This is a genomic window from Fontivita pretiosa, from assembly GCF_050410795.1.
GTDB lineage: Bacteria > Planctomycetota > Phycisphaerae > Tepidisphaerales > Tepidisphaeraceae > Fontivita > Fontivita pretiosa.
In genome coordinates, this window is the sequence record NZ_CP191258.1 from 2,982,348 (window position 1) to 3,006,949 (window position 24,602).

Annotated in this window: 22 protein-coding genes and 1 rRNA gene; 12 read left to right on the forward strand and 11 right to left on the reverse strand. The window is 63.0% G+C overall.

The features are described 5' to 3' along the window. Positions 1 to 25 precede the first annotated feature (25 nt). The 4 genes from ruvA to amrB all read right to left on the reverse strand — a co-directional run bounded on the left by ruvA (position 26) and on the right by amrB (position 3,040). Complete coding sequence (ruvA, locus tag ACQS5P_RS12020) at positions 26 to 673, reverse strand: Holliday junction branch migration protein RuvA (protein WP_428936864.1); 648 nt, start codon at positions 671 to 673, stop codon at positions 26 to 28. Positions 674 to 724: 51 nt separating this feature from the next. Beyond that, positions 725 to 1,369: an ECF-type sigma factor gene (locus ACQS5P_RS12025; protein ID WP_428936865.1), complete on the reverse strand. Its 645-nt coding sequence runs from the start codon at positions 1,367 to 1,369 to the stop codon at positions 725 to 727. A 172-nt stretch (positions 1,370 to 1,541) separates the two neighbouring features. Next, on the reverse strand, positions 1,542 to 1,811 hold the full coding sequence (locus tag ACQS5P_RS12030) for a transcriptional regulator (RefSeq protein WP_428936866.1): 270 nt from the start codon (positions 1,809 to 1,811) through the stop codon (positions 1,542 to 1,544). A gap of 278 nt (positions 1,812 to 2,089) precedes the next feature. Then, positions 2,090 to 3,040 carry an AmmeMemoRadiSam system protein B gene (gene amrB / locus ACQS5P_RS12035; RefSeq protein WP_428936867.1) on the reverse strand — a complete coding sequence of 317 codons (951 nt, stop codon included), beginning with the start codon at positions 3,038 to 3,040 and terminating at the stop codon, positions 2,090 to 2,092. Between the two features lie 378 nt (positions 3,041 to 3,418). On the opposite strand from amrB, the gene ACQS5P_RS12040 reads away from it, so the two are divergent. Beyond that, on the forward strand, positions 3,419 to 3,769 hold the full coding sequence (locus ACQS5P_RS12040) for a hypothetical protein (RefSeq protein WP_428936868.1): 351 nt from the start codon (positions 3,419 to 3,421) through the stop codon (positions 3,767 to 3,769). A 102-nt stretch (positions 3,770 to 3,871) separates the two neighbouring features. Continuing rightward, entirely contained in the window at positions 3,872 to 4,201 is a 330-nt protein-coding gene (gene trxA, locus ACQS5P_RS12045; protein ID WP_428936869.1) for a thioredoxin, read from the forward strand. Between the two features lie 169 nt (positions 4,202 to 4,370). Here the strand turns inward: trxA and ACQS5P_RS12050 are convergent, their stop codons facing one another. From ACQS5P_RS12050 to ACQS5P_RS12060, 3 genes are all read right to left on the reverse strand, one after another. Next, the gene (locus tag ACQS5P_RS12050) at positions 4,371 to 4,721 is read right to left on the reverse strand and encodes a hypothetical protein (protein ID WP_428936870.1); all 351 of its coding nucleotides are present in this window, start codon (positions 4,719 to 4,721) and stop codon (positions 4,371 to 4,373) included. Between the two features lie 143 nt (positions 4,722 to 4,864). Further along, a complete protein-coding gene (locus tag ACQS5P_RS12055) occupies positions 4,865 to 6,127 on the reverse strand; it encodes a 3'-5' exoribonuclease YhaM family protein (protein ID WP_428936871.1) in 1,263 nt (420 codons plus the stop codon). Continuing rightward, positions 6,124 to 6,426, reverse strand: a complete 303-nt coding sequence (locus tag ACQS5P_RS12060; RefSeq protein WP_428936872.1) for a hypothetical protein — start codon at positions 6,424 to 6,426, stop codon at positions 6,124 to 6,126. The genes ACQS5P_RS12055 and ACQS5P_RS12060 overlap by 4 nt, the downstream gene beginning before the upstream one ends. A 707-nt stretch (positions 6,427 to 7,133) precedes the next feature. Here ACQS5P_RS12060 and ACQS5P_RS12065 point away from each other — a divergent pair. The 3 genes from ACQS5P_RS12065 to ACQS5P_RS12075 all read left to right on the forward strand — a co-directional run bounded on the left by ACQS5P_RS12065 (position 7,134) and on the right by ACQS5P_RS12075 (position 9,841). Further along, positions 7,134 to 8,639: an endo-1,4-beta-xylanase gene (locus ACQS5P_RS12065; RefSeq protein ID WP_428936873.1), complete on the forward strand. Its 1,506-nt coding sequence runs from the start codon at positions 7,134 to 7,136 to the stop codon at positions 8,637 to 8,639. Further along, complete coding sequence (locus ACQS5P_RS12070) at positions 8,636 to 9,070, forward strand: ComEA family DNA-binding protein (protein ID WP_428936874.1); 435 nt, start codon at positions 8,636 to 8,638, stop codon at positions 9,068 to 9,070. Before ACQS5P_RS12065 ends, ACQS5P_RS12070 begins: the two co-directional genes overlap by 4 nt. 129 nt (positions 9,071 to 9,199) lie before the next feature. Further along, positions 9,200 to 9,841, forward strand: a complete 642-nt coding sequence (locus tag ACQS5P_RS12075; RefSeq protein ID WP_428936875.1) for a hypothetical protein — start codon at positions 9,200 to 9,202, stop codon at positions 9,839 to 9,841. Between the two features lie 50 nt (positions 9,842 to 9,891). On the opposite strand, the gene ACQS5P_RS12080 is transcribed toward ACQS5P_RS12075, so the two are convergent. Genes ACQS5P_RS12080 through ACQS5P_RS12090 form a run of 3 tightly spaced genes read right to left on the reverse strand, consistent with a single transcriptional unit; the run spans position 9,892 to position 11,437 of the window. After that, positions 9,892 to 10,443: a tetratricopeptide repeat protein gene (locus tag ACQS5P_RS12080; RefSeq protein WP_428936876.1), complete on the reverse strand. Its 552-nt coding sequence runs from the start codon at positions 10,441 to 10,443 to the stop codon at positions 9,892 to 9,894. Then, complete coding sequence (locus ACQS5P_RS12085; RefSeq protein WP_428936877.1) at positions 10,440 to 10,895, reverse strand: hypothetical protein; 456 nt, start codon at positions 10,893 to 10,895, stop codon at positions 10,440 to 10,442. Before ACQS5P_RS12085 ends, ACQS5P_RS12080 begins: the two co-directional genes overlap by 4 nt. Beyond that, positions 10,892 to 11,437: an RNA polymerase sigma factor gene (locus ACQS5P_RS12090; protein WP_428936878.1), complete on the reverse strand. Its 546-nt coding sequence runs from the start codon at positions 11,435 to 11,437 to the stop codon at positions 10,892 to 10,894. The genes ACQS5P_RS12085 and ACQS5P_RS12090 overlap by 4 nt, the downstream gene beginning before the upstream one ends. A 120-nt stretch (positions 11,438 to 11,557) precedes the next feature. Between ACQS5P_RS12090 and typA the strand changes: the two genes are divergently transcribed. The 4 genes from typA (at position 11,558) to ACQS5P_RS12110 (ending at position 16,461) form a co-directional block, all read left to right on the forward strand. Further along, a complete protein-coding gene (gene typA, locus ACQS5P_RS12095; protein ID WP_428936879.1) occupies positions 11,558 to 13,417 on the forward strand; it encodes a translational GTPase TypA in 1,860 nt (619 codons plus the stop codon). Positions 13,418 to 13,707: 290 nt separating this feature from the next. Continuing rightward, positions 13,708 to 14,580, forward strand: a complete 873-nt coding sequence (locus ACQS5P_RS12100; protein ID WP_428936880.1) for a DUF559 domain-containing protein — start codon at positions 13,708 to 13,710, stop codon at positions 14,578 to 14,580. A 5-nt stretch (positions 14,581 to 14,585) separates the two neighbouring features. Further along, entirely contained in the window at positions 14,586 to 15,320 is a 735-nt protein-coding gene (locus ACQS5P_RS12105) for a gamma-glutamyl-gamma-aminobutyrate hydrolase family protein (protein WP_428936881.1), read from the forward strand. 58 nt (positions 15,321 to 15,378) lie between these two features. Next, positions 15,379 to 16,461 carry a glycosyltransferase gene (locus tag ACQS5P_RS12110; RefSeq protein ID WP_428936882.1) on the forward strand — a complete coding sequence of 361 codons (1,083 nt, stop codon included), beginning with the start codon at positions 15,379 to 15,381 and terminating at the stop codon, positions 16,459 to 16,461. A gap of 20 nt (positions 16,462 to 16,481) precedes the next feature. Here ACQS5P_RS12110 and ACQS5P_RS12115 read toward each other — a convergent pair whose 3' ends face one another. Continuing rightward, positions 16,482 to 17,411, reverse strand: coding sequence for a lysophospholipid acyltransferase family protein (locus ACQS5P_RS12115; RefSeq protein WP_428936883.1), 930 nt, complete (start codon positions 17,409 to 17,411; stop codon positions 16,482 to 16,484). A 236-nt stretch (positions 17,412 to 17,647) separates the two neighbouring features. On the opposite strand from ACQS5P_RS12115, the gene ACQS5P_RS12120 reads away from it, so the two are divergent. The 3 genes from ACQS5P_RS12120 (at position 17,648) to ACQS5P_RS12130 (ending at position 24,543) form a co-directional block, all read left to right on the forward strand. Then, a complete protein-coding gene (locus ACQS5P_RS12120) occupies positions 17,648 to 17,941 on the forward strand; it encodes a FeoA family protein (RefSeq protein ID WP_428936884.1) in 294 nt (97 codons plus the stop codon). 89 nt (positions 17,942 to 18,030) lie between these two features. Then, entirely contained in the window at positions 18,031 to 20,469 is a 2,439-nt protein-coding gene (gene feoB / locus ACQS5P_RS12125) for a ferrous iron transport protein B (RefSeq protein WP_428936885.1), read from the forward strand. Between the two features lie 1,182 nt (positions 20,470 to 21,651). Beyond that, positions 21,652 to 24,543 (forward strand): 23S ribosomal RNA (locus ACQS5P_RS12130). Positions 24,544 to 24,602 lie beyond the last annotated feature (59 nt).

Sequence of the window (24,602 nt, forward strand, 5' to 3'; positions counted from 1 at the left end):
CTTTGCGCGGCGGGAATCAGGCCGATCAAACGCGCACCGTCCGCAGACGCAGCATCTCGCGGACGTAGGCGTCGGTGGTGTTGAGGTGGCCGCTGGCCTGGCGGGCGCGCTCCAGCAGATGCTCGGCGTCGAGCCGCCTCTCGCCCAGCGCCATCAGCGCGGCGATCGCGTCCTCTTCGACTTCGCTGAATCGCCTGATCGTCTGCGACAGCCCCGCTCCCCGCCGCGCGTCGGCCGGCAGGTCCGCGGCGAATTCCTGCACCTTTCCGGCCAGCTCCGCGACGATCTGCTCCGCCAGACGCTTGCCGACCATCGGAAGCTGCGAGAGAAACCGCGCATCCTTCGACTCGATCGCGTGCGCGATCTGGCCCACCGGCATCGCCAGCGCCCGCAGCGCCTTCTTTGGGCCGATGCCTTTGACCGTGATGAACTTTTCGAAAAACCGCTTGTCCTCGCGACGCAGAAACCCGATCAGCCGGGGATCCAGACTGCCGCTGGAGGCGTCGCCTTCCAGATAGAAGATGGTGTGAAACGTCATCTGCTCGCCGACGGACCCCTGGAGCAATTCCACATCCGATGCCGGGATGAGCATCTCGTAGACCATCGGGCCGGCTTCGACATACACACGATCTTCGACGACTTGCCGAAGCGTACCGGTCAGGGCGGAAATCATGCCCGCGATTCTAGCAGTTGCCCGCTGCGATCTCGACTGCAGCGGCCCGCTTCAGCTCGCCAGCTTGCCGCGCAGATACTGCCTGGCCAGCTTCCAGTCCCGCTCGACGGTGCGCTGCGAGATTTCGAGCAACTCGGCGATTCGCTTGTGCTCCAGCCCGGCAAAGTAGCGGTACATCACGACCTGGTAACGGCGCGGATCCTCCTGTCGAAGCTGCCCCAGTGCCCGATCCAGAGCCTCCAGATCGAGCTGGTCGGATGTTTCAGGCTTGCAGGAGGGATCCTGCGGATCGATCCTGTCGATGTCCAGTCGCGTCGCGCCGCCGCCACGCTTCTGCGCTTTGCTGGCGCGGGCATGATCGACCAGAATCTGTCGCATGGCTTCGGCGGCGGCGTTGAAGAAATGGCGTTGCGATTCGTACTGTCGCGGCGAATCGCCGCCGGCGAGCTTGAGATACGCCTCGTGCACGATCGCCGTCGCCTGGAGCGTGTTGCCCGGGCGATGCTGCGCCAGGTAATAGGCGGCGCGTTTGCGCAGTTCCTGATAGACGAGGGGAAACAGTTCCTCCGCCGCCGCGGCGCGACCGCCTTCGCCCTCGCTTCCGCCCGGCGACTGCTCGATGCGGGTCAGCAGCGTCGCAATTGCCTGGCCGGCAAAGTTCGCGATTGATTCGGGCTGGTCAGCTTTATCGCTCATGCTCGACGATTGCAGTCCTGGTGGCACCTTACCCAACGCTCGCCGCAAAAAGAAGAGCAGGCGCCACGCATTGCGCCTGCTCATCCTGAAAGGGGTTTTTTCGCATCGCCCGGGCCGTTCTGGCGAGCGGCCCGGACGCACGACGCCTAATGCCTGCTCAGGTTCATCCATCTCATTCGTTGTTGCCGCTGGTTTCTTCGAGCATTTTCCGCAGATACCCGTTCTCGCGCCGCGTGGCCTCCAGGTCGAACACCAGGTACTTGATGCTCAGCCGCAGGTAGTCCAGGCTCTCCTGGAGCGAGCTGACGGTCTGGCGGAGGCGCTCGTGGCGCTGGCGGGTTTCGTCGGCGAGCTTCTCGAGCTTGGCGCGCTCGGTTGCGGGCAGTGTGCTGATCTCACCCATCAGCTCCGCCAGTTTTGTTTGAAACTCCTGTTCATTCATTGCTTGTGCTCCCATCAATGGCTGTGTGCCACGGCTATGGCAAAGCCTGTTCCACGCGGCTGCGGCGTCGGCCGGGCTGGCTGGTGCGGTTGCGGGGGATGCAATTCCCCTTTGAAACTGCCCCGTTTGGGGCCGCTCGTCCCGCAGCGTTGGCGACGACTGTGCCGGCTGATGCCGCAAGTCAACATTCCCCCGTATCGCTGACGCCCCAACGCCACGCCGCGGCGGCGAGGATGCGTCAACGCCTCAACTTCCGCGCCTTCTCCGCCAGGCTCGACTCAGCCCACGACGATCGATGCGTAACCGACCGCATTATCGGGCGGCTGCGGCGCCACCTCGGAGAGGGTTTCGAAGCTGTTGGCATGCGACAGGAGCCGCGCCTCGTTGGCGCAGCCCAGCTCCCGGCACGCCGCCAGCATCGCCGCGATCGCACCACCGCCACAGGCGTTGAGGTGCCGCTGAACCTCCGGGACGATCGCCTGCTCGCGCAGCGCCAGCACCTGATCGAGCAGCCGGCGGTCGTTCTGCTTGGCCCAGGCCAGACCGCGCGGCCCGATGCCCGCCGGCGCAAAGTCGTACGCCGGGCCATAGTGCGTCAGGTCGCTGCTGGCCAGGAAGATCACTCGGCGATCCGGGCCGATCATCGGCGCCACGACGCGCGCCGTGGCCCGCCCGATCTCAACCGCCTGTGGCTCGGCTGGCACCTCGATCGGGACGATCGTCGCATTGGGCCAGGCCTCGCGAATCAGCGGCAGCTCAACCTCGACGGCGTGCTCGCGACGATGAAACCGGTCATCGACGACGAACAGGTCGCCTCGGGCCTCCTCCAGCCGGCGGCGAATCTCCTGCTCGACCTGGCAATCCCCGCCGGGCACGTGCCAGCGCCCGAACGAGTCCAGCGCCGCCACGTCGATGGGGATCGGCGTATGTACCGCGCCAAAAACGACGACGACGGACACCGGCGGACCCTGCGCCAAGGCGCGAATGGTCTGCCCGGCGATCGCACCGCTACAGATCCACCCCGCGTGCGGTACCAGCCCGCCAACCCACACGCGCCCGTGACGCATCGACTCCTCCGCGCTCGATGCTGGCGGCAGGCGCGACTCTTGACCCGTGCCGCGCACCAGCGACCGCGCCAACTCGCGACACTGCTGCGGGTCGGAAGGATAAAACGTCCCCGCCACCGCAGGCGGACGAACCGACGTTGAACTACTTGCCGTGGATGACATCGCTGGCATGCCTCCTTGTGCCATGCACAACGCATTTCACCCGGCCATGCGGTCCACTATAATCCTGCGACCTGCCGCCGTGCACTGGAAAACCGCGCCGGCGACAAAGCCCGGTGGCCGCGACCGGTAACCCAGGAAATCTGCACCGCATCGCGCGGCAGCGCGGGTCTAGCGGTCGAAGCCCATTGCGGTGCACTCGCAGCACGCATCCCCATGCCTGATCAGCACCAACCCGATCAGCCCCCGGCACAATCGCCGGATCCGGACCGGGCCGCCATTTCCCCGATCCCGGGTGTTGCCAAACTGCCGCCGAAGAGGCCATTTGCTCCGTCTCGGCCAGCTTCGCAGGCTCAGCCACCGCAGCCAGGTGTCGATTCCTTGTTGGTTGAACTGGATGGCGCAGTCTCCCCGGAAGATGATCTGGTGCCGGTCCCGCCGCCTGGCGCCGATGTGTTCCTGCCCCGATCGCCTGCCCCTCGGCCATTCACCGGCAGTGGATTACGCTGGCTGGAATTGAAGCGGACGCTGATTCCGATTCTGCTGAGCGGGGGGATTATGCTGGTGGTGATCGGGGGCTTGTGGTTCACCACCGAACCGGACTCCCCATTCCGCGATTCGGGGATCTGGTTGCCCTGGACGCTGATCGGCGTGGGGCTTGGGCTGTTTGCCGTCGGATTGCTTAACGCACTTCACGTTCGCCAGTTACTGAAACAACGGGCCGGTTCATGATCCCGCTCGCCCCGCCGCCATGCCTTGGGGGCCGCGTTGACAGGTTTTTGACCGACTTCTATGATCCTTGCCTGCCCGCTTCGGCGGCATCAAGGAGCAATCATGGCCAGTGATTTCGTTAAAGAGTTTACTGATGAGAACTTCGAGACGGAGGTCATCAAGTCGCCTCAGCCGGTGCTGGTAGATTTCTGGGCCGAGTGGTGCCAGCCCTGCCGGCTTCTGGCCCCGACGATCGAGAAGCTGGCAGCCAGCTACGCGGGCAGGGTGAAGGTGGGCAAGCTCGATACGGATGCAAATCGCGATACCGCAATGAAATATGGCATCAGCGCCATCCCCACCGTGATCCTTTTCAAGGACGGCCAGGTCGTTCAAAAGTTTGTCGGACTGCGACGGGAGCAGGACTTCCGCGAGGCGCTGGACGCGATTCTGTGACCGCTGGTCAGTCGGCTCCGGCAGCCACCGACAACCGAAGACAATCTCTATTGCAGGATCGCACCGCCGCCTGCGGCTTAGCGCAATGAACAACCACCACCGCTAAACCGCAAGCGGCGATGCTGCTTCCGCTGTTCCCAGTGCATCAGGTGAAGCTGACTTTGCCGGATCACTCCGGCTTCTCGGTCTGCTCGTCCTGCTTCTTGGCGGCGCGACGCTCCTTGGCGGCGGCTTTCTCCCTGGCCTCCAAAGCCGCCAGCTCCTCTTTCTGCTGGGGCGTCAGAAGCGCAAGGATGTCCGCCTCCTCCTTCTCCCGGATGGCCTTGATTTCCGCCAGCGCCTTCTGGTGGATCTCGTGAATCTGCGCCCTCTGTTCGTCGGTGAGGCTGGTCAGTTCGCTCCAGGGCTTGGTGAGCTTGATCGCCTTCTTCGCCGGTTTGCCCGAGTCCTGCGCGTAAGCGGTCAGGGATGCGGCGATCAACAGCGCCAACACCAACCCCATCGATCTGATGCGTCGCATATCATCGCTCCTTTTGCCCCCGGCTAAGACGGGTGGGGCCGAACGTGTTCCCAGACGGGCCAACACTGCCGCCGCAGTCTAATGGACGAATCCGGGCATCCGCCAATCGACGCGGCGCCGGCGACAGGCTCGTTCGCCGGCAGTCACTTCCTGCTCTTTTTTACCGACTCGAACAGCGGGTTGTTGATCTCGAGTTTGAGCGTGGGCACGGCCGTTGATTGATCCGGGCCGCGGGCCGGGGCGGCGTCCTGCGCCGCGGAATCCGGCAACGCCCGGCCTTCGCCCACATCCGCCGGCGCCACGTCCGGGCGATACAGCTTGCCCCCGAACGCCTTGAGGTATTCCGTCCAGTTCCCCTGCTCGCCGGTGCCATTTGTCCCGGCCGACTCCCCCTCAGCCGCCTGTTGCCTCGTGCACGACAGGGCCATCATCAGCTTCGCGTCCATGTTTTCGATGAAGTGCACGGCGATGGCTTCGGGGGTGCTGGGGGGCTTGATGGCGCCGAACTCCGGCGTGCCGTGGTGCGAGATGATGATGTGTTCCAGCACGTCGATCAGGTTCTGCGGGATCTGCTCGCCGAGCATCTGTTCAGCCGTGCGGGCGCGCTGCTCCAGCCAGATCGCGCTCTTGACGATGTGCCCCACGAGCTGCCCGCCATCGGTGTACCCGAAGGCGCAGTCGTAACACAGCTCCCATGTCTTGGCGATGTCGTGCAGGAAGATCCCGGCCAGGACCAAATCGCGGTTCAGCCCCGGATAAAAGCGGATGATCGCGTCGGCGACTTCCATCGCATTGAGCGTGTGTTCCAGCAGCCCGCCGATGAACGCGTGGTGCATGTTCATCGCCGCCGGCGCCTTGCAGAACCGCTCCATCAACTGCTCGTCATCGAGGTAGGTTTGCAGTATGGCCGCGACGTAGCGGTTCTGGATGCTGCCGATCAGATCATGCAGCCGCGCGCACATCTGGTCGATGTTCCTGCTGGTGTGCGGGATCAGGTCCTGGATGTCGAAGCTGCCCTGCTTTGCCGGCCACATCTGCTCGATGATCAACTGGAGGTTGTTCTGGTAGTTCTCGATTCTCCCGCGGATCTTCAGAAAGCCGCTTTCGGGCATGGCGTTGAAGATGTCGCGCGTCGCGTTCCACATCCGCGCGTTGAGCTGCGCCGAGCGATCCGACACAAACGCCTTGATGAAGTATTTGCCCGTCTGCGTGGGCGAGAATTGCTTGTTGGCCACGACGAACACGTCCTCGACGATGTCGCCGGCGACGCAGTCTTTGAGATAGAGTCGGCGCATGCGATCGTTGTACGCCCGCCGCTCGGCTGGTGCAAGAAGACCCGAGCCGCCGAGCAGCAGCCGCGGCAGGGACAGAAGTCGAGCGTAGTCGTTGGCGTTGCGCGGAATCACGTACTGTTGTCGGCGCGCAAGATGTCTGCCGATTCCGCGCCTTTGATGACGTGGTAATTCGTGACTAAAAGTCCGTCGTCAGAAATGAAAAAACCTGAACCCATGCCCGTGACCTTGAATTGGCGGTCGCGGACAACAACTCGGACGACTGCAGGAGACGCCCTTGCGAACAGTTCCTGTGCGGACAATTCGCGGCTGCCAGGCTCAGCACTGACTCGATTGCCCGCCGCTGTCCTTGGAAGCTTGAACCAGACGGCGGCACAGATCGCAACGGCGACAACAGCGGTCACAAGGATCATGCCAGCAATTGCGCGGCCTCTGTGTCGGCACATTGCGTGTTCCTATTAGTCACAATTTCATCATCACTTCGGCAATTTGGCGACGTAACCTAAGCACTTGCCGGGATGTGATGATGGAGAATGCTTCAATAGCGAGGTGCTCCCCATGCGCTGGGCGAGCGTCCTCACCACGATAAGCATTCCAACGACACTCGAAGCGATTAGCCGATGCTGCTCTGCCGGTTGGCTCATGTCGCACTCGGTCCAAGACACTTGTAAACCAGGGACAGTCACCTATTTCCTACCTTCCCGGCGGTGTTTGCCCCAGCGACGGCCAGGGAGCGCAGGGGCGGCGGCGAAGCGGATTCATCTGGCGCGGCTCCAACCCTCCCGGCGGTTCGGTGAGATTGTTGCCGCGGTGCGCCAGAGGATGTGGCACGTTCGGCCCGAGAATGCGGGGTACGCCAGGCAACGGCTCACTCGGCTGATTCGCGAATGCGCCCACAACCGGCGTTGTCCGGAAGGCGGCGGTGGATGTGAGATTGCGATCCACGCGCGCCGGTGACGCTGGCTGGCGTTGTCCTGCACAGGATCCAACCGGGACGATTCGTCGCGCCGTTCCGGCGTGGCGCCGGAAATCCGGGCACACCCGATTCGCCCCAAAGGGTGCCGGTTTGAGCCGCGTGGGATGTCTGCTAAGATGCGCTGGACGGATGCTCGTCACGGATATGCCTACGAAGTTTGAGATCTATTCTCAAGGCAAGCGGGTGATGGATTTCACGCCGGTCGCGGCGATGGCGATCGGCCCGGAAAGCGTGCCGATCCCCGGCGAAGTGGTTTTCCGGGACGGATACCTGATTCTCACCCGCAACGAGGAGCATCCCGCGGGCGTGGGGCTGCTGTGGGACCTGGGGGAGCTGGGCACGTATCATCTGGAAACCACGCGGCTGCTGCCCCGGGAAAAACCGTACAACCTCAACGTCGAGCTGGCGCGATGCCGGCTGATGAAGATCGTCCAGAAGCAGGAAGACTGGAACCTGTTCGACTTCCCGCGCACCGAGCGATACATGCAGCGATTCCGCGAGGCTCAGGCGCTGTTCGCCGACGCCCTGGGCAAACTTCACGAACCCGCCGAAGCCGCGAGGCTGGCGGATCAGTCGCTGGCGATGGCGGTCGATCTGTCCGATCAGCTTGCGCTGTTTCACGCCGATCTGCTGCTGGCCCGCCGACGCGCCACCAACACGCTGCCCAAGCACATCATCGGCTGCCGTGTCGATTCCACCGTGCTGAACTCCAAGTACAAGGACACGCTGGCCGACAATTTCGACTACGCGGTGTTGCCGATGTCGTGGAAGCAGCTTCAGCCCGAGGAAGGCTCCTTCCACGCCGAGCCGGTCGATGAGTGGGTCGATTTCCTGACCCGCAAGCGGATGCCGATCATCGCCGGGCCGCTGATCGACCTGACCGACGGCGAAGTTCCCGACTGGATGTTCATCTGGGAACACGACTTCGACAGCCTGCGGGAGATGGCCTACGAGTACGTGCAGAAGGTCGTTCACCGCTACCGCAAGCAGATATCGGTGTGGAACGTGGTATCGGGGCTGCACACCAACAGCGCGTTCACGCTCAGCTTCGAGCAGATCATCGAGCTGACGAGACTGCTGGTAGCGCAGGTGAAGACGATCCAGCCGAACGCGCGAACGCTGGTGACGGTGACGCAGCCGTATGGCGAGTATCACGCCCGCGGCGCCACCAGCGTGCCGCCGATGCTCTATGCCGAGATGGTCGCGCAGGCGGGGATCAACTTCGAAGCGTTCGGGCTGGAGATCGAGCAGGGTGTGCCGGTGCGTGGCGGATATGTGCGGGATCTGTTCCAGATCAGCTCGCTGCTGGATCGCTTCAGCTCGATCGGCAGGCCGGTTTTCCTCACGGCGCTGGGATCACCCGGAAGGCATGCGCCCGACCCAAGCGACCGCTCGGAAGGCAAGCTTGATCCCGCCGCCGCCGGACGCTGGAAACGCCCCTGGGACCAGAACCTCCAGGCCGAGTGGATCGACGTGTTGTACAAGCTGGCGCTGAGCAAACCGTTTGTCGAGAGCGTGGCGTGGGGGAATCTGGCGGACGTGAACACATCGATCCCGGCAGGGGGATTGCTGGACGACATGCTTCGGCCCAAGCCGGCATTTCTCAAGCTCCAGGAGCTGCGCGAGACGCTGCGCGGTCGCAAGCCGTGAACAAGCCAGCCAGGCTCACGCCGGTCGGATGGACCGCGCCGCAGCGTGGCGTGCTGATGGTGCTGCTGGCGGCGATGCTGGTGTGGCTGGGCATTCGCCTGGTGCTTGATCCGGTCTATGTCTCGGATCCTCAGCCCGCCTGGCCCGCCAGGGCCGGTGAACTGGAGGACCGAATCGATCCGAACGTTGCCGACTGGCAGACGCTGGCGGCGTTACCGGTGATCGGCGAGAAGCGCGCCCGGCAGATCGTGGCGTTCCGGGAGCAATACCTGGCCGCCAACCCGGGCAGGCGGGCTTTCCAGCAGCCGCAGGACCTGCTGCGTATCAAGGGCATCGGCCCGGCCATGCTCACCCAGATCGAGCCGTACCTGATCTTTGGGGCGACGACGCAACCGGCAACGTCAACGGCCTCTTCCCGGACTCAGCCCTGAGCCGCCGGGGCGATGGTTTGAAGTGCCCGGGAATGCTATATTTAGCACACACTAACCACGATGCGTCGCCCGTGTCCATCATGCTGTGCCTGAGGCTGTGTCCGCACAGCCGCGACATGGGAGACCACTATGCACGCTTCGATGCATGCTTCGATCCGCAAGCAACTGGCCCATCGGGTGTATGCCGCGGCGATGGGGATCGTGCTTCTTGCCTCGCCCGCCTGGGCGCGGGTTCATGACCTGCACGACCGGGCAGAACGGTACGACCGCGGCGAACGGTACGAGCGGGGCGAGCGGTTTGAGCATCGCGACCGCGACCGTAGTCGTACGCGCGTGGACATCGACATCTCCATCGGCCGGGGCGAGCCGGACATCTGTCTGCCGCCGCCTCCCCCGCCGTGCGAGCCGGTCTATGAAGAGCGCATCGAGCGGGTGTGGGTTGAGCCGGTGTATCGCACGGTGTACGAGCGTGTCTGGCGGGAGCCGGTCATTCGCGAGGAGATCGAGCAGGTGTGGATCGAGCCGGTGTACGAGGAGCGCGATATCGTCCGCTACGACGGCTGCTGGAACCGCATCGTCGTCCGTGAGCGCGTGCTGGTGTGCCCCGGGCGATGGGAACAGCGTCGCCGGCAGGTGGTCGTGTGCGAGGGGCGATGGGAGACGATCCAGCGCCAGGAGCTTGTGGTGCCGGGACACTGGGAGCAGCGAGTGGTCCGCGTGCCTGTCGAGCGCCCGCCGGTGGCGATCCGGTTCGACTATCGGAGGTGGTGAATCCGCGGTGAGCGGCCCGCGGATTCACCGAAGCAGCGATGTTCACGCCTTCAGGGCGTGGTCCCGCCTGCCGCCGGGGCGTCTTTCATCAGGGCATCGAGCTGTTCCAGCGCCTTGTCGGCCTGGCCGGCCTGCTTGTACAGATCGACGAGCTGGATGCGTATGGCGCGCTGGACGGCGCCGTTTTTCACGTCGGGCAGGACCTTGTTGAAATGCTCGATGGCGGCGTCGGTGCCGCGGGCGCGGAGGATGTCGGTGGCGGAGACGACCGCGGCGACTCCGGCGGCGCCGGGATCGCGCGCCAGGCGGGCGAAGCGATCGACCACGTCGATGTAGTTGCGGAGCATCTCCAGCTTCATCATCTCCGCCCCGCCAGCGCCGGGGGCGCGCATGCCCATGCCCATGCCGCCGGGACGCATGCCCGCGCCGGGGGCATTCGGCGCGCCAGGGGGTTCGGGGGGAGCGAATTCGCCTCGCGGCGCGCCTGGCGGTCCGGGCTCGCGCGGCTCGCGCGGCGGTCGGGGCTGGTCCTGGGCCGCTGCCAGCAGCGGCATCGCTGCAATCAGCACAACGCTCATCACGTTCAGCAACTTGCGATTCATACGGCCTCCTGTGTCGTTGACGGTTGGTCTTGCTCGGATTCGGTGGTATCGGTCAGGAATGAGATCGTCGCAGGGGCGAAGCTCAAGCTCTGCGATGGCGGCAAGAGGCTCAGCTCCCCGGGCAGCTCCGCAAAACTCAGCCCCGGCACGTCGGACCAATTCACCTCGATCATCCGGTCGGCTTGGTCGCTTTGATCAATCGGGTCGCTCACGAGATGGTTCGCGATCTGCATCGGCCGCGTCGATGGATTGGCAACGTAGTAGTAGATGACCAGCACCAGCGCAGCGGCGGCTGTCATCGTCGCGATCGTCCAGAACCATCGCCCCAGACCAGAGGGCGCCGGCGCCGCGGGTGTGGCGGGCGCCAGCACGTCGGCGGCGAGGTCGCCGGGATAGCGCGATTCGCGATATTCATCGCGCGCCTGCTCAAGCTGTCTTCGCAGGATGCTCATATCGGTTCCGTCAACTTCGCTCTCAGCGATCGCAATGCCTGGTGGACGGTGGCCTTGACGGTTCCGGCGGCACAATTCATTGCGGCGGCGGTGTCGTCGATCGACAGCTCCTCGAAATACCTCAGGAGCAACGCCTCGCGCTGCCGTGGGGGAAGCTGCTGCATGACGGCACGAAGCATCGATCGCGATTCCTCCAGGAGCAGCCGCCCGTGCGGCGAGCCCTCCAGGCCCGACGTGGCCGCCAGCGGTGATGGCGCCGAATCATCGGGCAGTCGCCTGAATGCCGGTATCTTGCGTCGCATCTCGCGGGACACGTTCAGCGCGATTCCCAGCGACCAGGTCGTGATCGCGCTGTCGCCGCGAAAACGCGGCAGGTCGCGCAGGAACCGCAGGGCCGTTTCCTGCACGGCGTCGCGGGCGTCTTCGGCGTCGCCGAGCAGTCCCAGGCACACGCGAAACCACACGTCCTGAAGCTGCCGCAGCAGCGCGGCCTGCGCCGCGCGGTCCCCACGGCGAGCGGCTTCGATCGTGATCTGATCCACGCGCGTCCAGTTCCGTCAATGAGTGCTGGCAGATCGAGATTGGTTTAGCCGGGATCGGCTTTGAACCGCCGCCCCGGGCAAACTTTGTTTGGCCCGTGGCGTTGTATAGTATCGGATAGAATGAATCACGTGCGGAACGACATTCGGAATGTTGCGATCATCGCTCACGTAGACCACGGCAAGACGACGCTGGTCGATGCCCTGCTGCGCCAGAGCGGCAACTTCCGCGAAAGCCAGCTTGCCCAGGATACCATCCTGGATTCCAACCCCCTTGAACGCGAACGCGGCATCACCATCCTGGCCAAGAACTGCGCCATCAACTACACCGACCCGGCGACGGGGCAGACGGTGAAGATCAACCTGATCGACACGCCCGGGCATGCGGACTTCGGCGGGGAGGTCGAGCGCGTGCTGAGCATGGCGGACGGGGCTTTCCTGCTGGTGGATGCGGCCGAGGGGCCGATGCCGCAGACACGCTTCGTGCTGAAAAAGGCGTTTCAGCATGAGCTGAGGCCGATCGTGGTGATCAACAAGATCGATCGTCCGGATGCCCGGCCGCATCAGGTTCTGGATGAAGTCTTCGATCTGTTTGTGGAGCTTGGGGCCGATGACGAGGCATTGGATTTCCCGGTGCTGTATGCGTCCGGGCGGGCGGGGGTGGCTTCGTGGCGGCTGGAGGAGCCGGGCCAGAACATCAGGCCGGTCTTCGAGGCGCTGCTCAGGCACGTGCCTGCGCCGCACGGCGATCCGGACCGCCCGCTTCAAATCCGCATCACCAGCATTCAGTACAACGACTACGTCGGTCGGATCGGGGTAGGACGGATCTACAACGGCACGGTCCGCACGGCTCAGCAGGTGAAGGTCTGCAAGCGCGGCGGGGAACAGATCGTCTCGAAAGTCGCGCAGGTTCAGGTCTTCGACGGGCTGGGACGCAAGAACGTCGAGCAGGCCGAGGCCGGGGACATCGTGGCGCTGGTCGGGCTGGAGTCGGTGGACATCGGCGACAGCGTGTGCGATCCGATCAATCCGCAGCCGCTGGCGGCGCAGGAGATCGAGCCGCCGACGCTGACGATGATGTTCCGCGTGAACGATTCGCCCTTCGCCGGCCGCGAGGGCAAGTACGTCACCAGCCGCAATCTTCGCGAGCGATTGTTCAAGGAGCTGGAGAGCAACGTGGCGCTGAAGGTGCAGGAGACGGAGAACAAGGATGCGTTCAAGGTCAGCGGACGCGGGCTGCTGCATTTGGGGATCCTCATCGAGAACATGCGCCGCGAAGGCTACGAGCTGAGCATCAGCAAGCCGCACGTGATCCTTCGCAAGGACCCGGCCGGCAATCTGCTGGAGCCGATCGAGTATTTGGTGGTGGATGTTCCGGAGAAGAACCTGGGCGGCGTGATGGAGCTGGTGGGCAATCGCAAGGGCGAGCTGGTCCGCATGGACAACCGCAACGGGCAGGTTCATCTGGAGTTCACGATCCCCGCGCGCGGCTTGATTGGCCTGCGGACCCGGATGCTCACCGCGACGCAGGGGCAGGCGATCATGCACCACAACTTTTACGAGTATGCCCCGTTGCGCGGGCAGGTGCCCGGGCGGGCCAACGGCGTGATGGTCAGCGTGGCCAACGGCACCGCCAACGCCTACGCGCTGAACAATCTCCAGGAGCGTGGGGTGATGTTTGTGGAGCCGGGCGACGCGGTGTACGAGGGGCAGATCGTCGGGGAGAACGCCCGCGACAACGACATGCCAGTCAACCCCACCACCGCCAAGAAGCTGACCAACATCCGCACCACCGCCAGCGATGAGAACATCATTCTCAAGCCGGCGCGGAAGATGACGCTGGAGCAGGCCCTGGAATACATCGAGGAAGACGAGCTGGTCGAGGTCACGCCGCACAGCATCCGCCTCAGGAAGGAACTGCTCAGCGAATCCCAGCGCAAAAAGGCGGGACGGAAAAAGGTAGTGGAAGAGGTGGGGGTGTAGAAACAGTGGGTGAGTTGCGTGATGCCTCTTCTGCGGAACGCTGCCGCTTCGCCCCCTCTGCCGGCACTCCGGGAGGCACTGCCCCCACTCCCTCGCCCGGTAGTCCGGGGGAGGGCAGGGGTGAGGGTTCTGTGAAGAGTTTCCAGTGGCGTCGCACCGCGATCCAAGTCGGCAATGACTCCTCCCTCTCCCGGTACACCGGGAGAGGGCAGGGGTGAGGGTTCTGTGAAGAGTTTCCAGTGACGTCACGCCGCGATCCAAGTTGGCGCCTGCGTGGTTTTGCCCGGAAGATGCGGCACGAGCCGACGGACGCGGAGCGGCTGTTATGGGCGCGCCTGCGCGATCGGAGGCTCGGAGGTTTCAAGTTTCGCCGGCAGGTGCCGATTGCCGGGTTCATTGTGGATTTCTATTGCGATCAGCGCAAGATCGCTGTCGAGCTCGACGGTGGCCAGCACACGGAAGAGACCTCAACGCGATACGACGAGCGGCGAGATCGGGAGCTTGGAATGTTGGGGTTGCGCGTCTTGCGATTCAGCAATGTGGATGTGCTCAGGGACCTGGATGCGGTGTGTGTGGGGATCTTGAGCGCGCTCGGGGAAGAACCCTCACCCCTGCCCTCTCCCGGTGTACCGGGAGAGGGGGTAAGGGCAACGCCTCGCGGTGTACCGGGAGAGGGAGTGGGGGCACGCTCTTCCGGAGTGGCGGGAGAGGCGGTGGCGGTTGCCTTCCCCGGGGTAGCCGGGAAGAGCAGCGACGGCGACCTGCTCTTCGTCTATGGAACGCTTCTTCCCGGGCTTGAGCCGGCGGGGATGCGGCCGGTTTGCCAGCAGCTTGTGGTGGTCGGTCCGGCGACGATCCGCGGCGATTTGTATGACCTGGGACCTTATCCTGGCGTGATCCTCGATGGCGCCGCTGGCCGGGTGCGCGGGCAAGTGGTTCGCGTGCCGTCGGCCGATCTGTGGCGTCGGATCGATGCCTACGAAGCCTGCCCGCAGCCTGGTTCCACAGACGGATTGTTCCGCCGCGTCCGCACGATCGCCACGCTGGAACACAGCGCCCGCGACGTCGAGTGCTGGGTCTATGTCTACAACCACCCCGTCCGGGCGGAGCGGCGTGTGGCCGGTGGTTGTTGGCTGACCCATCGTCAAGACCCTAGAATCTGACTCGCATGTCACAGCACACCCGCCCGGTCATCGGAATCACCGTCGATTGCAACGACGCGGAGGATCGGTATTCGCTTTACATGAACTACGCGACGGGGGTTGAGCGTGGCGGGGGATTGCCGCTGCTGCTGCCGTACGCCGTCGATCAGGCGTTGATCCGCCAGTACGTCGATCTGTGCGATGGGGTGCTGTTCACCGGCGGCAATGACCTGGATCCGGCGCTGTATGGCCAGCCCGAGTGGCACCCACGGGCGGTGAAGCTCGACGCGCGGCGGCAGAACTTCGAGTTGGCGCTGATCGCCGAGGTGGAGCGTCGGCGTGTGCCGGTGCTGGGCGTGTGTCTGGGGTCGCAGCTCATGAACGTGCACCGCGGAGGAAGCCTGATTCAGTTCCTGCCCGAGCACGACCGTCCCGGCGCCATCGAGCATCGCCGCCTGCCCGGACAGAAACCCGCACGGCATCCGGTGAAGATCGATCCTGAGTCACGTCTTGGCCGGGCGATCGCGCCGGGGCGAAGCGAGATATCGGTCAACACGTATCACAAGCAGGGGATTGGATCGCTTGGGCGGGGGCTGCGTGTGGTGGCCACGGCGCCCGACGGGATCATCGAGGCTTTCGAGGATCCGTCGTTGCCGCTGTATGCGGCGGTGCAGTGGCATCCGGAACGATTGCTGGACGAGGCGGAGCACCTGGCGCTGTTCCGGCTGCTGGTGGATACCGCCAGGGACAACCGCAGATGAACGCCCGGGGCAGCAATCGGTGTTCATCCGAGTTCATCTGTGGTTAAATCCGGTTGCGGTGGCACGGCGAATTCTGTTGCTCATCACGGACCTTGAGATTGGCGGCACGCCAACGGTGGTGCGCGAGCTGGCGGTGCGTCTGAGACCGCACGCGCATGTCGAGGTTGCATGTCTGGGGCGTTGGGGGCCAGTGGCGCAGCAGATCCAGGACTCGGGGATTGCCGTCGTGGCCTTGGGGGCGCGCGGCGTGCGCGATGTGCATGTGTTCCGCAATCTGGTGCGACTGATCCGCCAGAGACGCTTCGATACCGTCTTCAGTTTCCTGATCCATGCTAATGCGGCGGCGGCGGTGGCGAAGCTGTTCTGCCCGGGCGTGAGATTCATCCAGTCGATCCAGACGACCCAGCCCTGGCCACGATGGCACTGGTGGGTGCAGCGGATCGTGCAGGAGGCGGCGGAGAAGGTGGTGGTGCCGTCGGCGTCGGCGGGGCAGGCGGCGCAGAAGTGGAGCGATGTTCCACACGAGAAGATCGTGGTGATTCCCAATGCGGTGGAAATTGCCGAGTCGATCGAGTCTTCACGCCGCAGTGCGGTTCTCTGCCGCAGTCCGGGCAGGAGGGATGTTGTCCGCGTCGGGTTCCTGGGGCGGCTGGATCCGGTCAAGCGTGTGGGGGATCTGGTCGCGGCGATCAGCTTGCTACCGTCCCAATACACGTTGCACGTCTTCGGACAGGGCCAGGATCAGCCGAACATCGAACGGGAGATTGCGCGACTCGGGGTGCAGGATCGCGTGGTGCTGCACGGGACCGTCGCCCGTCCGCAGGAGGCGATCGAGCAGATCGACGTGCTGGTGCTGCCTTCGGAGGCGGAGGGGTTCGGGCTAGTGTTGATCGAGGCGATGGCGGGTGGTGTGCCGGTGGTGGCGACGGATGTGGCGGGGATTCGCGATGTTGTGCGAGATGAAGCAACGGGGCTGCTGGTGCCGGCGCGGTCGCCGGAGCTGCTGTCGCGGGCGATTCGTCGCCTCGTCGAGGATGAGCCGCTGCGATCGCGATTGATCGAAGCGGCGCGAGAGGACGTTCGGCGACGATTCACATGGGAGGTCGTGCTGCCGGAGTACCTGAGATTGCTTGGGGTTTAGCGGGGCCACTGAGGGGTGTGTCAATCGAACGCCTCGGGCGCTTCTCCTTTGGGCCGCGTCTTCCAGCGTCGATGAACCCACAGGTATTGTCCCGGATCCTCCCGCACAAAGCGCTCGATCGCCGACGTGTACCTTTGGGTGATGTACCGCAGCGGATCGGGCTGTTCCTGCCAGTCTGAGGGATAGATGATGTCGGCCATGCCGACACGAAAACGGAAGTCGTGGTCGATGCGTCGGGCGTAGCCAACAACGATGGGCACGTGGAATTCCATGGCCAGCAGCCCGATGGATTTGTACGTGCTGGCCTTTCGACCGAAGAAATCGACGAACAGTCCCTTGGGGCCGGCGTTCTGATCGGCGATGAAGCCGACGGTGCCATGTCGCGCCAGCGTCTGGGTGATTTCGTCGGTGGCGCCTTTTTTGGCGATGATTCGCTGTCCCATGCGTTCGCGGACGCCCAGCAGCCACCGGTTGACATAGGGGTTGTCCAGGGGTCTGGCGACGCTGGTGGTGTGGAAGCCCAGGGTCGCCAGCACGTAGCCGAGAATCTCCCAGTTTCCGTAGTGTCCGGTGAGCATGATCAGCCCCTGGTTTTTCGCCAGCAGCAGCTTCAGCACGGGGGCGAAGTTTTCCAGTTGGATGTATTTGTGGAAGGTGGTGACATGCACCAATCGGGTGGTGAAGAACACATCCACGCCGAGCATGAACATCTGCCGCATGCTCTCGCGGGCGATCCGGACCAGCTCTTCTTCAGATTTTTCAGGAAAGGCGCGGCGGAGGTTTCCCATGGCGCGATCGCGGTGCTTGCGATCGACCAGGAACATCAGGTCTCCCAACAGCCGTGCAGCGCCCAGGACCAGCTTGACCGGCCAGCAGTGCAGACACATCGACACCACACGCAGGGCCAGGTATTGCAGGCGGTCCAGCAGGTCGTTGCGGGGTTTGGGCATAACCGGGGCGGATTGTAATGGAGCAGGCGGTCGGCTCCCAAAGCCCGGGAAAAACGGAATATCTTGTCTCCTGTTACAGGCACATTCTAACCCCGGGCAATGACGGGGATTAGGTGGCATAACGGAACCGCTTATCTGGTCGATATTCCAAATGGAGTATTGAAACTCAGTCTCAGCGAGAGTAGGATATCGCGCAGATCAACGGGCATCGGTGTCCGATGTCCAGAGAGGTGGCCATGGAGCGGAACAAACCGCAAAAGGCGTGTGACCTGGCAGGGTGTGATCACCGCGGATCGGTGCAGACCTGTCCGCTGAACTGCCTGGGCGTCGGTTGCCGCGGATGGGTCGTTTCGGTGGGTGGGGATTCTGAATTGCGTCGTCGGCTGCTGGAGATGGGCTTCTGCAACGGCGCGCAGGTGGAGGTGGTCCGCCGGGCGCCGCTGGGCGACCCGATCGAGTTTCGCCTCCGCGGCTATTGCCTGTCGCTTCGGGACGAGCAGGCACGATACGTTCAAGTAAAGCAATCCTGAACGGAGCGGTCGATTGCGGATTCCCGGATTGGGGATTGCGGAATTCGCGATGACCCATCCGCGAACCGAATTCCGCAATCCGCAATCCGATGTCTTCCTGCTGCGATCAACTCGATACACCCGTCCGCGCTTCATCCAAAGCATCGCTGACCATTGCGCTGGCGGGCAACCCCAACAGCGGCAAGACAACGATCTTCAACGCCCTGACGGGGCTGCGGCAGAAGGTCGGCAACTATCCCGGAGTCACCGTTGAGAAGAAGGTCGGGCGATGCAGGCTGCCGGATGGACGCTGGGCCCAGATCATCGACTTGCCGGGAACCTATTCGCTGATCAGCCGCTCGCCGGATGAAACCATCGCGATGGAGGTCTTGCGAGGGCTTGTGCCCGGCATGGCTGCGCCGGACGTGGTCATCGTCGTGGTCGATGCCAGCAACCTTCAGCGGAACCTGTATCTGGTGAGCCAGCTCATCGAGCTGGGCCGGCCGATGGTCGTGGCGCTGAACATGATGGATGTTGCCGAGCGGCGTGGATTGCACGTTTCGCCGGAGGCACTGGCGCGGGAGCTGGGGGTGCCGGTGGTGCCGGTGGTGGGACACAAGCGGCAGGGGATTTCCGAGCTTAAGGCCCAGATTCTCAACGCCCGCGTCGCGCCGTTGCCGGATTTTCCGCTGCCCGAAGCGATGAAGGAAGAGCTGCTGACGGTGGGACAGGGGTTGGCGATCATCGACAGCGCAACTCCGTCTGCCGGCACTGCGGGAGATGGCAGGGATCCTGACCCTCTGCCCGAGCACCGGCAGAGAGAAACGGCGCCGTCCCGCGCGTGGATCTGTGGCGATGACTCGCTGCGGCATCTGGATCGTTATCAGGCTCTGGCCGAGCGATTGCTGATCGGCGACCGGGCGGCGGACGTGGCGCCGCTGGCCAGCCGCCAGCCGGTCGCTTCGCTGCTTCAGTCCGCGATGTCGCGGCTGAACCGGCTGGGGATCGACCCGATGCAGGCGGACGTGGAAGCGCACTACCGCTGGATCGAATCCGTCGCCGCCAGGAGCACTGCAACCCTGGACGAACTGGCCGCGATGGGTTCCCCCGCGCCGCGCGTGCTGGAGTACGAAGCGAAGAAACCGCACCTGACCGACCAGGTCGATGCCATCTTCATGCATCGCATCTGGGGGTTCGTCGTCTTCGGCGCGATCATGGCGGCGCTGTTCATCTCGATCTTCTGGCTGGCCGACCCGATCATGGGGCTGGTCGAGGACGGCGTGGCGTGGCTGGGGGGACTGATCGCGCCGCTCTTGCCGGCAGGACCGCTGCGCGACCTGTGGACCGACGGGATCGTGGCCGGCGTGGGGGCGGTGGTCGTCTTCGTCCCGCAGATCGCGATCCTGTTTACGTTTCTGGCGATCCTGGAAGACAGCGGGTACCTGGCGCGGGCGGCGTTCCTCATGGACCGCGTGCTGGCGAAGGTCGGTCTGCACGGCAAGAGCTTCATCCCGCTGCTTTCGAGCTTCGCGTGCGCCATCCCCGGGATCATGGCGACGCGCACGATCGAGAACCGCAAGGACCGACTCGCGACCATCTTCGTCGCGCCGTTCATGAGCTGTAGCGCGCGGCTGCCGGTGTACGCGCTGCTCATCGGCACGTTCTTCGGCGCGTATTCGTCGCTGGTTCAGGGCGGGATCATGTTCGGCTGTTACGCTCTGGGCATCCTCGCGGCGGCAGGCACCGCCTTCCTCTTCAAGCGCACGCTTCTGAAAGGCCCGACGCCTGCGTTCATCCTCGAGATGCCGACCTACAAGGTGCCACAGCTTTCGCAGGTCGTCCGCGCGGTCGTCACCAACACCGGCGCGTTTCTTAAAAAGGCCGGCACGATCATCTTCTGCCTCAGCGTGATCATGTGGGCGATGATGTACTACCCGCGGCTGCCGGCGGCGGAAGTCGAACAAGTGCGGACCGAGAACGACGCCATTGCCTACCGAACGGCTGTGCTTAGCTCGCTGTTGGAGGCAAAGCAAAGGGCACTCTTGACCGCCACGGTGCCAACCGACGATTGGATCCGTGCAGATATCAAGTCGCGCACGGAGCGAATCCTCGATGACATCATCGCCGGCGAGCAGCTTCGTTACAGCATTGCGGGCCGGTTCGGGCGGGTGCTGGAACCGCTGATCAAGCCGCTGGGATACGACTGGAAAATGGGGGTGGGCCTGATCGGAGCGTTCGCGGCGCGCGAAGTCTTCGTCAGCACCATGGGCATCGTCTACAGCGTCGGCGACGATGACCAGAACACCGAGCCGCTGTCAGCCCAGATGCAATCCGACCGGTATCCCGATGGCCGGCCTGTCTGGACGCCGCTGGTTGCGGTCAGCCTGCTGGTCTGGTTCGTGCTCGCGATGCAGTGCATGAGCACGTTGGCGATTGTGCGGCGCGAGACCGGCGGGTGGCGCTGGCCGATCGCGATGCTGTTGTACATGAATGCGCTGGCGTATGTGGTGAGCCTGGCGGTGTACCAGGTGGGGAGGATTTGGCTGTAAAGACCGGTCCGCGGGCCGGGTTGTGCAGGGTTTGCGATGCCGAGTTGGCTGCAACATCTTCTGGTGCTGACACTCGTGGGAGCGTGCGTGGCGTATGCGCTGTGGGGGGCGGTGCGGACGCTGTTGGGCAAGCGCAGCCACCTGGGCAGTTGCTGCGCCAAGGGGTGCGGCGCCGGGCAAAAGGATGCAAAGCAGGGCGACGAGTCGCAAGTGGCCAAGACACAGAGGGTTGTGTTTTTGCCAGTTGAATTGCTCGGTCGTGGCGGCCGGAGATGATGGCCGCGGGTCGTTGATTCAAGCCCGAACATCGACCCGGTCGAAAACGTATATTGCACAGGCGGCATAAGCGTTGGCCTGACAAAGGGGTAAAAATTTCCGGCACAGGTCTTGACGCGAGCTATGTCGGATGTATCATTCGCGGCCCCGGTTGAGGAAAGTTCCTGAACCGGCCGGCAAGCGAAGGAAACGACAGAAGCCGCCAGAGGAAAGAAGGTTTGGGCAAGCCGCAAACTTCACTCTCATCGCTGTAGATCGCCGGTTCCTTTCGACAACTGAGAGTCGCCGGCGAGAGACGGCGACGCGGATTTGAGGGGCAGTGGGAAGCTGTCCCGGGCGGAAACATCGACTGGTGAGGACCAGTCGGCAGGCCGAACTCGAATGAGTCTGCCGCCGTAACGACTAAGCTGTGCAAGCTGAGTCTGAATCGGCGACGCACTCACCCGCGTTCGGCGGGATCCTGCTGAGCAATGACTGACGGAAACGCCAGCCATGTCGATGCGGGAAGAAGCTCTTTGGCAAGTGAATACGTGAGGTTCAAAGTGAAAGGTCTTGCGCGTGAGACCCTGCGGAACGTGTTCCGTGGGGAAACACAAAGCAGGACCCTCCGCGACGCTCACCTCTGCATAACAGTACGGCGGATTCAGGCGCGACCAGTCGCACCTGGGTGCCGTGCGGACTGTTGTCTTTCTGTCGGGTGAGTGTCGTCGAGCACCTTTTCGGCGACTGATCCGTTATCGATCGGCTGCGGCGGGACAGGCCTTCGGGTCTGTCATGCAGCAGCAGCCGTCCGACACGCCCTGTCGCGGGGAAGGATGAAGGGGATGGACAGAAGGATGAATGATGTTGATTCATCCTTGTGCCTTCTGAATTCGTCCTTCTCTTTTGACGGTGATCGATAAATGTGGTCAAGCTACTAAGGGTGTATGGTGGATGTCTTGGCATCGAGAGGCGATGAAAGACGTGGTAGCCTGCGATAAGCTCCGGGAAGCTGGCAAACAAGCGTTGATCCGGAGATCTCTGAATGCGGAAACGCGGCTGAGTGACCCTCAGTCATCCGGCGCTGAATGCATAGGCGTTCGGAGGCGAACCTGGGGAACTGAAACATCTAAGTACCCAGAGGAAAAGAGACAGACATGGATTCCGTCAGTAGCGGCGAGCGAAAGCGGAAAAGCCCAAACCGGGGTTCGCCCCGGGGTTGCGGGCGCCTCGAGCTGAAATACCGATAGCAGAACAGTCTGGAAAGTCTGGCCAGAGAGGGTGAAAGCCCCGTACGCGAAATCGGGAAATAGGCGATGAGAGGCGTTCCAGAGTAGCATGGAGCTCGTGGAACTCCGTGTGAAGCTGGCCGGCCCACCGGCCAAGGCTAAATACTCCTCGATGACCGATAGTGGACTAGTAGGGCGATTGAACGATGAAAAGCACAGCGACGAGCTGAGTGAAAAGTACCTGAAACCATACACTTACAAGCGGTCGGAGCCCTATGCCCGTAAGGGAATGGGTGACGGCGTACCTTTTGCATAATGGACCGGCGAGTGCACGTATGCGGCAAGGCTAAGGTGCCCAGCACCGGAGCCGTAGCGAAAGCGAGTCTTAAGATGGCGTCAAGTCGTATGCGTGCGGCCCGAAACCCCGTGATCTACCCATGGCCAGCGTGAACACCCCGTAAAAGGGGTGGGAGGCGCGAAGGCGTGAACGTTGAAAAGTTCTGCCATGAGCTGTGGGGAGGAGTGAAAGTCTAATCAAACGGGGAGATATCTGGTTCTCTTCGAAATGCCTTTAGGGGCAGCCTGGAGCCACTACTCTGTGGGGGTAGAGCTACTGAAAGGAGACGTGGGGCTACCCGCCTACACGCTCCTATCAAACTCCGAATACCACAGAGACTATCTCTGGAGTGAGTCCGCGAGGGATAATCTTCGCGGTCAAAAGGGAAACAACCTAGATCGCCTGCTAAGGTCCCAAAATCCGACTTAGTTCGTGAGGAAGTTATTCTGCTGAGACAGCCAGGATGTTGGCTTAGAAGCAGCCACCATTTAAAAAGTGCGTAATAGCTTACTGGTCGAGCAGAGTAGCGCCGTAAATGATCGGGAATAAGCCGGATACCGAAGCAGCGAGATTCACGAGCAATCGTGGATCGGTAGAAGAGCGTTCCACACCGCGGTGAAGCCGTACCGTGAGGAGCGGTGGAGCGTGTGGAAGTGAGAATGCCGGTATGAGTAACGATAATGCAGGTGAAAATCCTGCACGCCGAAAGCCTAAGGTTTCCTGGGGAAGGTAAATCCGCCCAGGGTTAGTCGGAAGCTAAGTCCAGGCCGAAAGGCGTAGACGATGCACAGCAGGTTAATATTCCTGCACCGGCTGTGAAGGTTGAACCCGTGCATGCGCTTCTTCAAGGCAGATCCCCCGACTAGACGTGGGGGTTGGGACCGGCGAAAGCCGGTATCTCGAGGCCGCTTTGTTGCCGAAGTCTGTGGCGAAGGGGCCGAGAAAAGTGCACGGGGGACGACACAGTCGCCCGTACTAAAACTGACACAGGTAGGCGAGGAGAGTATCCTCAGGCGCTCGAGAGAACTGCGGTTAAGGAACTAGGCAATCTAACCCCGTAACTTCGGGAGAAGGGGTCCCTCCTCACTTCGGTGAGAGGGCGCAGGAAACAGCCTGGGCGACTGTTTATCAAAAACACAGTTCCGTGCTAACTCGCAAGAGGATGTATACGGAATGACGCCTGCTCGGTGCCGGAAGGTTAAGGAAGTCGGTCAGGGGTTCGCCCCAAAGCTGACAACCGAAGCCCCGGTAAACGGCGGCCGTAACTATGACGGTCCTAAGGTAGCGAAGTTCCTTGTCGGGTAAGTTCCGACGTGCATGAACGGCGTAACGACTTGGGCGCTGTCTCAACCGCAGACTCGGTGAAATTGAAGTGGCGGTGAAGATACCGTCTACCCGCAGCAAGACGGAAAGACCCCATGCACCTTTACTATAACCTGGTAGCGATGCCGGGTGTGGACTGCGTAGGATAGGTGGGAGGCATTGATCCCCCGGTTCCGGCCGGGGGGGAGCCAACGGTGAAATACCACCCTGTTCGCATTCGTCATCTCACCCTGACCCGTGAATCCGGGCAGGGAACACTGCTAGGCGGTTAGTTTGACTGGGGCGGTCTCCTCCAAAAGGGTAACGGAGGAGTGCAAAGGCGGGCTCAGACCGGTTGGCAATCGGTCGTCGAGCGCATAGGTAGAAGCCCGCTTGACTGCGAGTGCTACGGCACGAGCAGATGTGAAAGCAGGCCTAAGTGATCCTGTGGTCCCGTGTGGAAGGGCCATAGCTCAACGGATAAAAGGTACGCTGGGGATAACAGGCTGATCGCCTCCGAGCGTCCATAGCGGCGAGGCGGTTTGGCACCTCGATGTCGGCCCATCGCATCCTGGGGCTGAAGGCGGTCCCAAGGGTTTGGCTGTTCGCCAATTAAAGCGGTACGCGAGCTGGGTTCAGACCGGCGTGAGCCAGGTCGGTCCCTATCTGCTGCGGGCGCAGGAACCTTGACGGCACCTCTTCCATAGTACGAGAGGATTTGGAAGGACGGACCCCTGGTGTACCAGTTGTCGCGCTAGCGGCACGGCTGGGTAGCTATGTCCGGAAAGGATAAACGCTGAAAGCATCTAAGCGTGAAGCCTATGCCAAGACAAGGGTTCCATGGGGCTTTGCCCCGAGAGACCCCGGGTAGACCACCCGGTTAATAGGCCGGAGCTGTACGGACAGAAATGTCTTGAGGTCACCGGTACTAACGGTCGAACGCTTGACCACATTTATCGATCATCGTTGCCCGAAAAGGACTCGACGATCGCGGAGCACGCAGGTCGCTG

Bases quoted from the DNA above. Each gene is read 5' to 3' on its own strand.
- ruvA (WP_428936864.1), bottom strand. From the start codon at position 673: ATGATTTCCGCCCTGACCGGTACGCTTCGGCAAGTCGTCGAAGATCGT.
- ACQS5P_RS12025 (WP_428936865.1), bottom strand. From the start codon at position 1,369: ATGAGCGATAAAGCTGACCAGCCCGAATCAATCGCGAACTTTGCCGGC.
- ACQS5P_RS12030 (WP_428936866.1), bottom strand. From the start codon at position 1,811: ATGAATGAACAGGAGTTTCAAACAAAACTGGCGGAGCTGATGGGTGAG.
- amrB (WP_428936867.1), bottom strand. From the start codon at position 3,040: ATGTCATCCACGGCAAGTAGTTCAACGTCGGTTCGTCCGCCTGCGGTG.
- trxA (WP_428936869.1), top strand. From the start codon at position 3,872: ATGGCCAGTGATTTCGTTAAAGAGTTTACTGATGAGAACTTCGAGACG.
- ACQS5P_RS12050 (WP_428936870.1), bottom strand. From the start codon at position 4,721: ATGCGACGCATCAGATCGATGGGGTTGGTGTTGGCGCTGTTGATCGCC.
- ACQS5P_RS12060 (WP_428936872.1), bottom strand. From the start codon at position 6,426: ATGATCCTTGTGACCGCTGTTGTCGCCGTTGCGATCTGTGCCGCCGTC.
- ACQS5P_RS12065 (WP_428936873.1), top strand. From the start codon at position 7,134: ATGCCTACGAAGTTTGAGATCTATTCTCAAGGCAAGCGGGTGATGGAT.
- ACQS5P_RS12075 (WP_428936875.1), top strand. From the start codon at position 9,200: ATGCACGCTTCGATGCATGCTTCGATCCGCAAGCAACTGGCCCATCGG.
- ACQS5P_RS12080 (WP_428936876.1), bottom strand. From the start codon at position 10,443: ATGAATCGCAAGTTGCTGAACGTGATGAGCGTTGTGCTGATTGCAGCG.
- ACQS5P_RS12085 (WP_428936877.1), bottom strand. From the start codon at position 10,895: ATGAGCATCCTGCGAAGACAGCTTGAGCAGGCGCGCGATGAATATCGC.
- typA (WP_428936879.1), top strand. From the start codon at position 11,558: ATGAATCACGTGCGGAACGACATTCGGAATGTTGCGATCATCGCTCAC.
- ACQS5P_RS12100 (WP_428936880.1), top strand. From the start codon at position 13,708: ATGCGGCACGAGCCGACGGACGCGGAGCGGCTGTTATGGGCGCGCCTG.
- ACQS5P_RS12105 (WP_428936881.1), top strand. From the start codon at position 14,586: ATGTCACAGCACACCCGCCCGGTCATCGGAATCACCGTCGATTGCAAC.
- ACQS5P_RS12115 (WP_428936883.1), bottom strand. From the start codon at position 17,411: ATGCCCAAACCCCGCAACGACCTGCTGGACCGCCTGCAATACCTGGCC.
- ACQS5P_RS12120 (WP_428936884.1), top strand. From the start codon at position 17,648: ATGGAGCGGAACAAACCGCAAAAGGCGTGTGACCTGGCAGGGTGTGAT.
- feoB (WP_428936885.1), top strand. From the start codon at position 18,031: ATGTCTTCCTGCTGCGATCAACTCGATACACCCGTCCGCGCTTCATCC.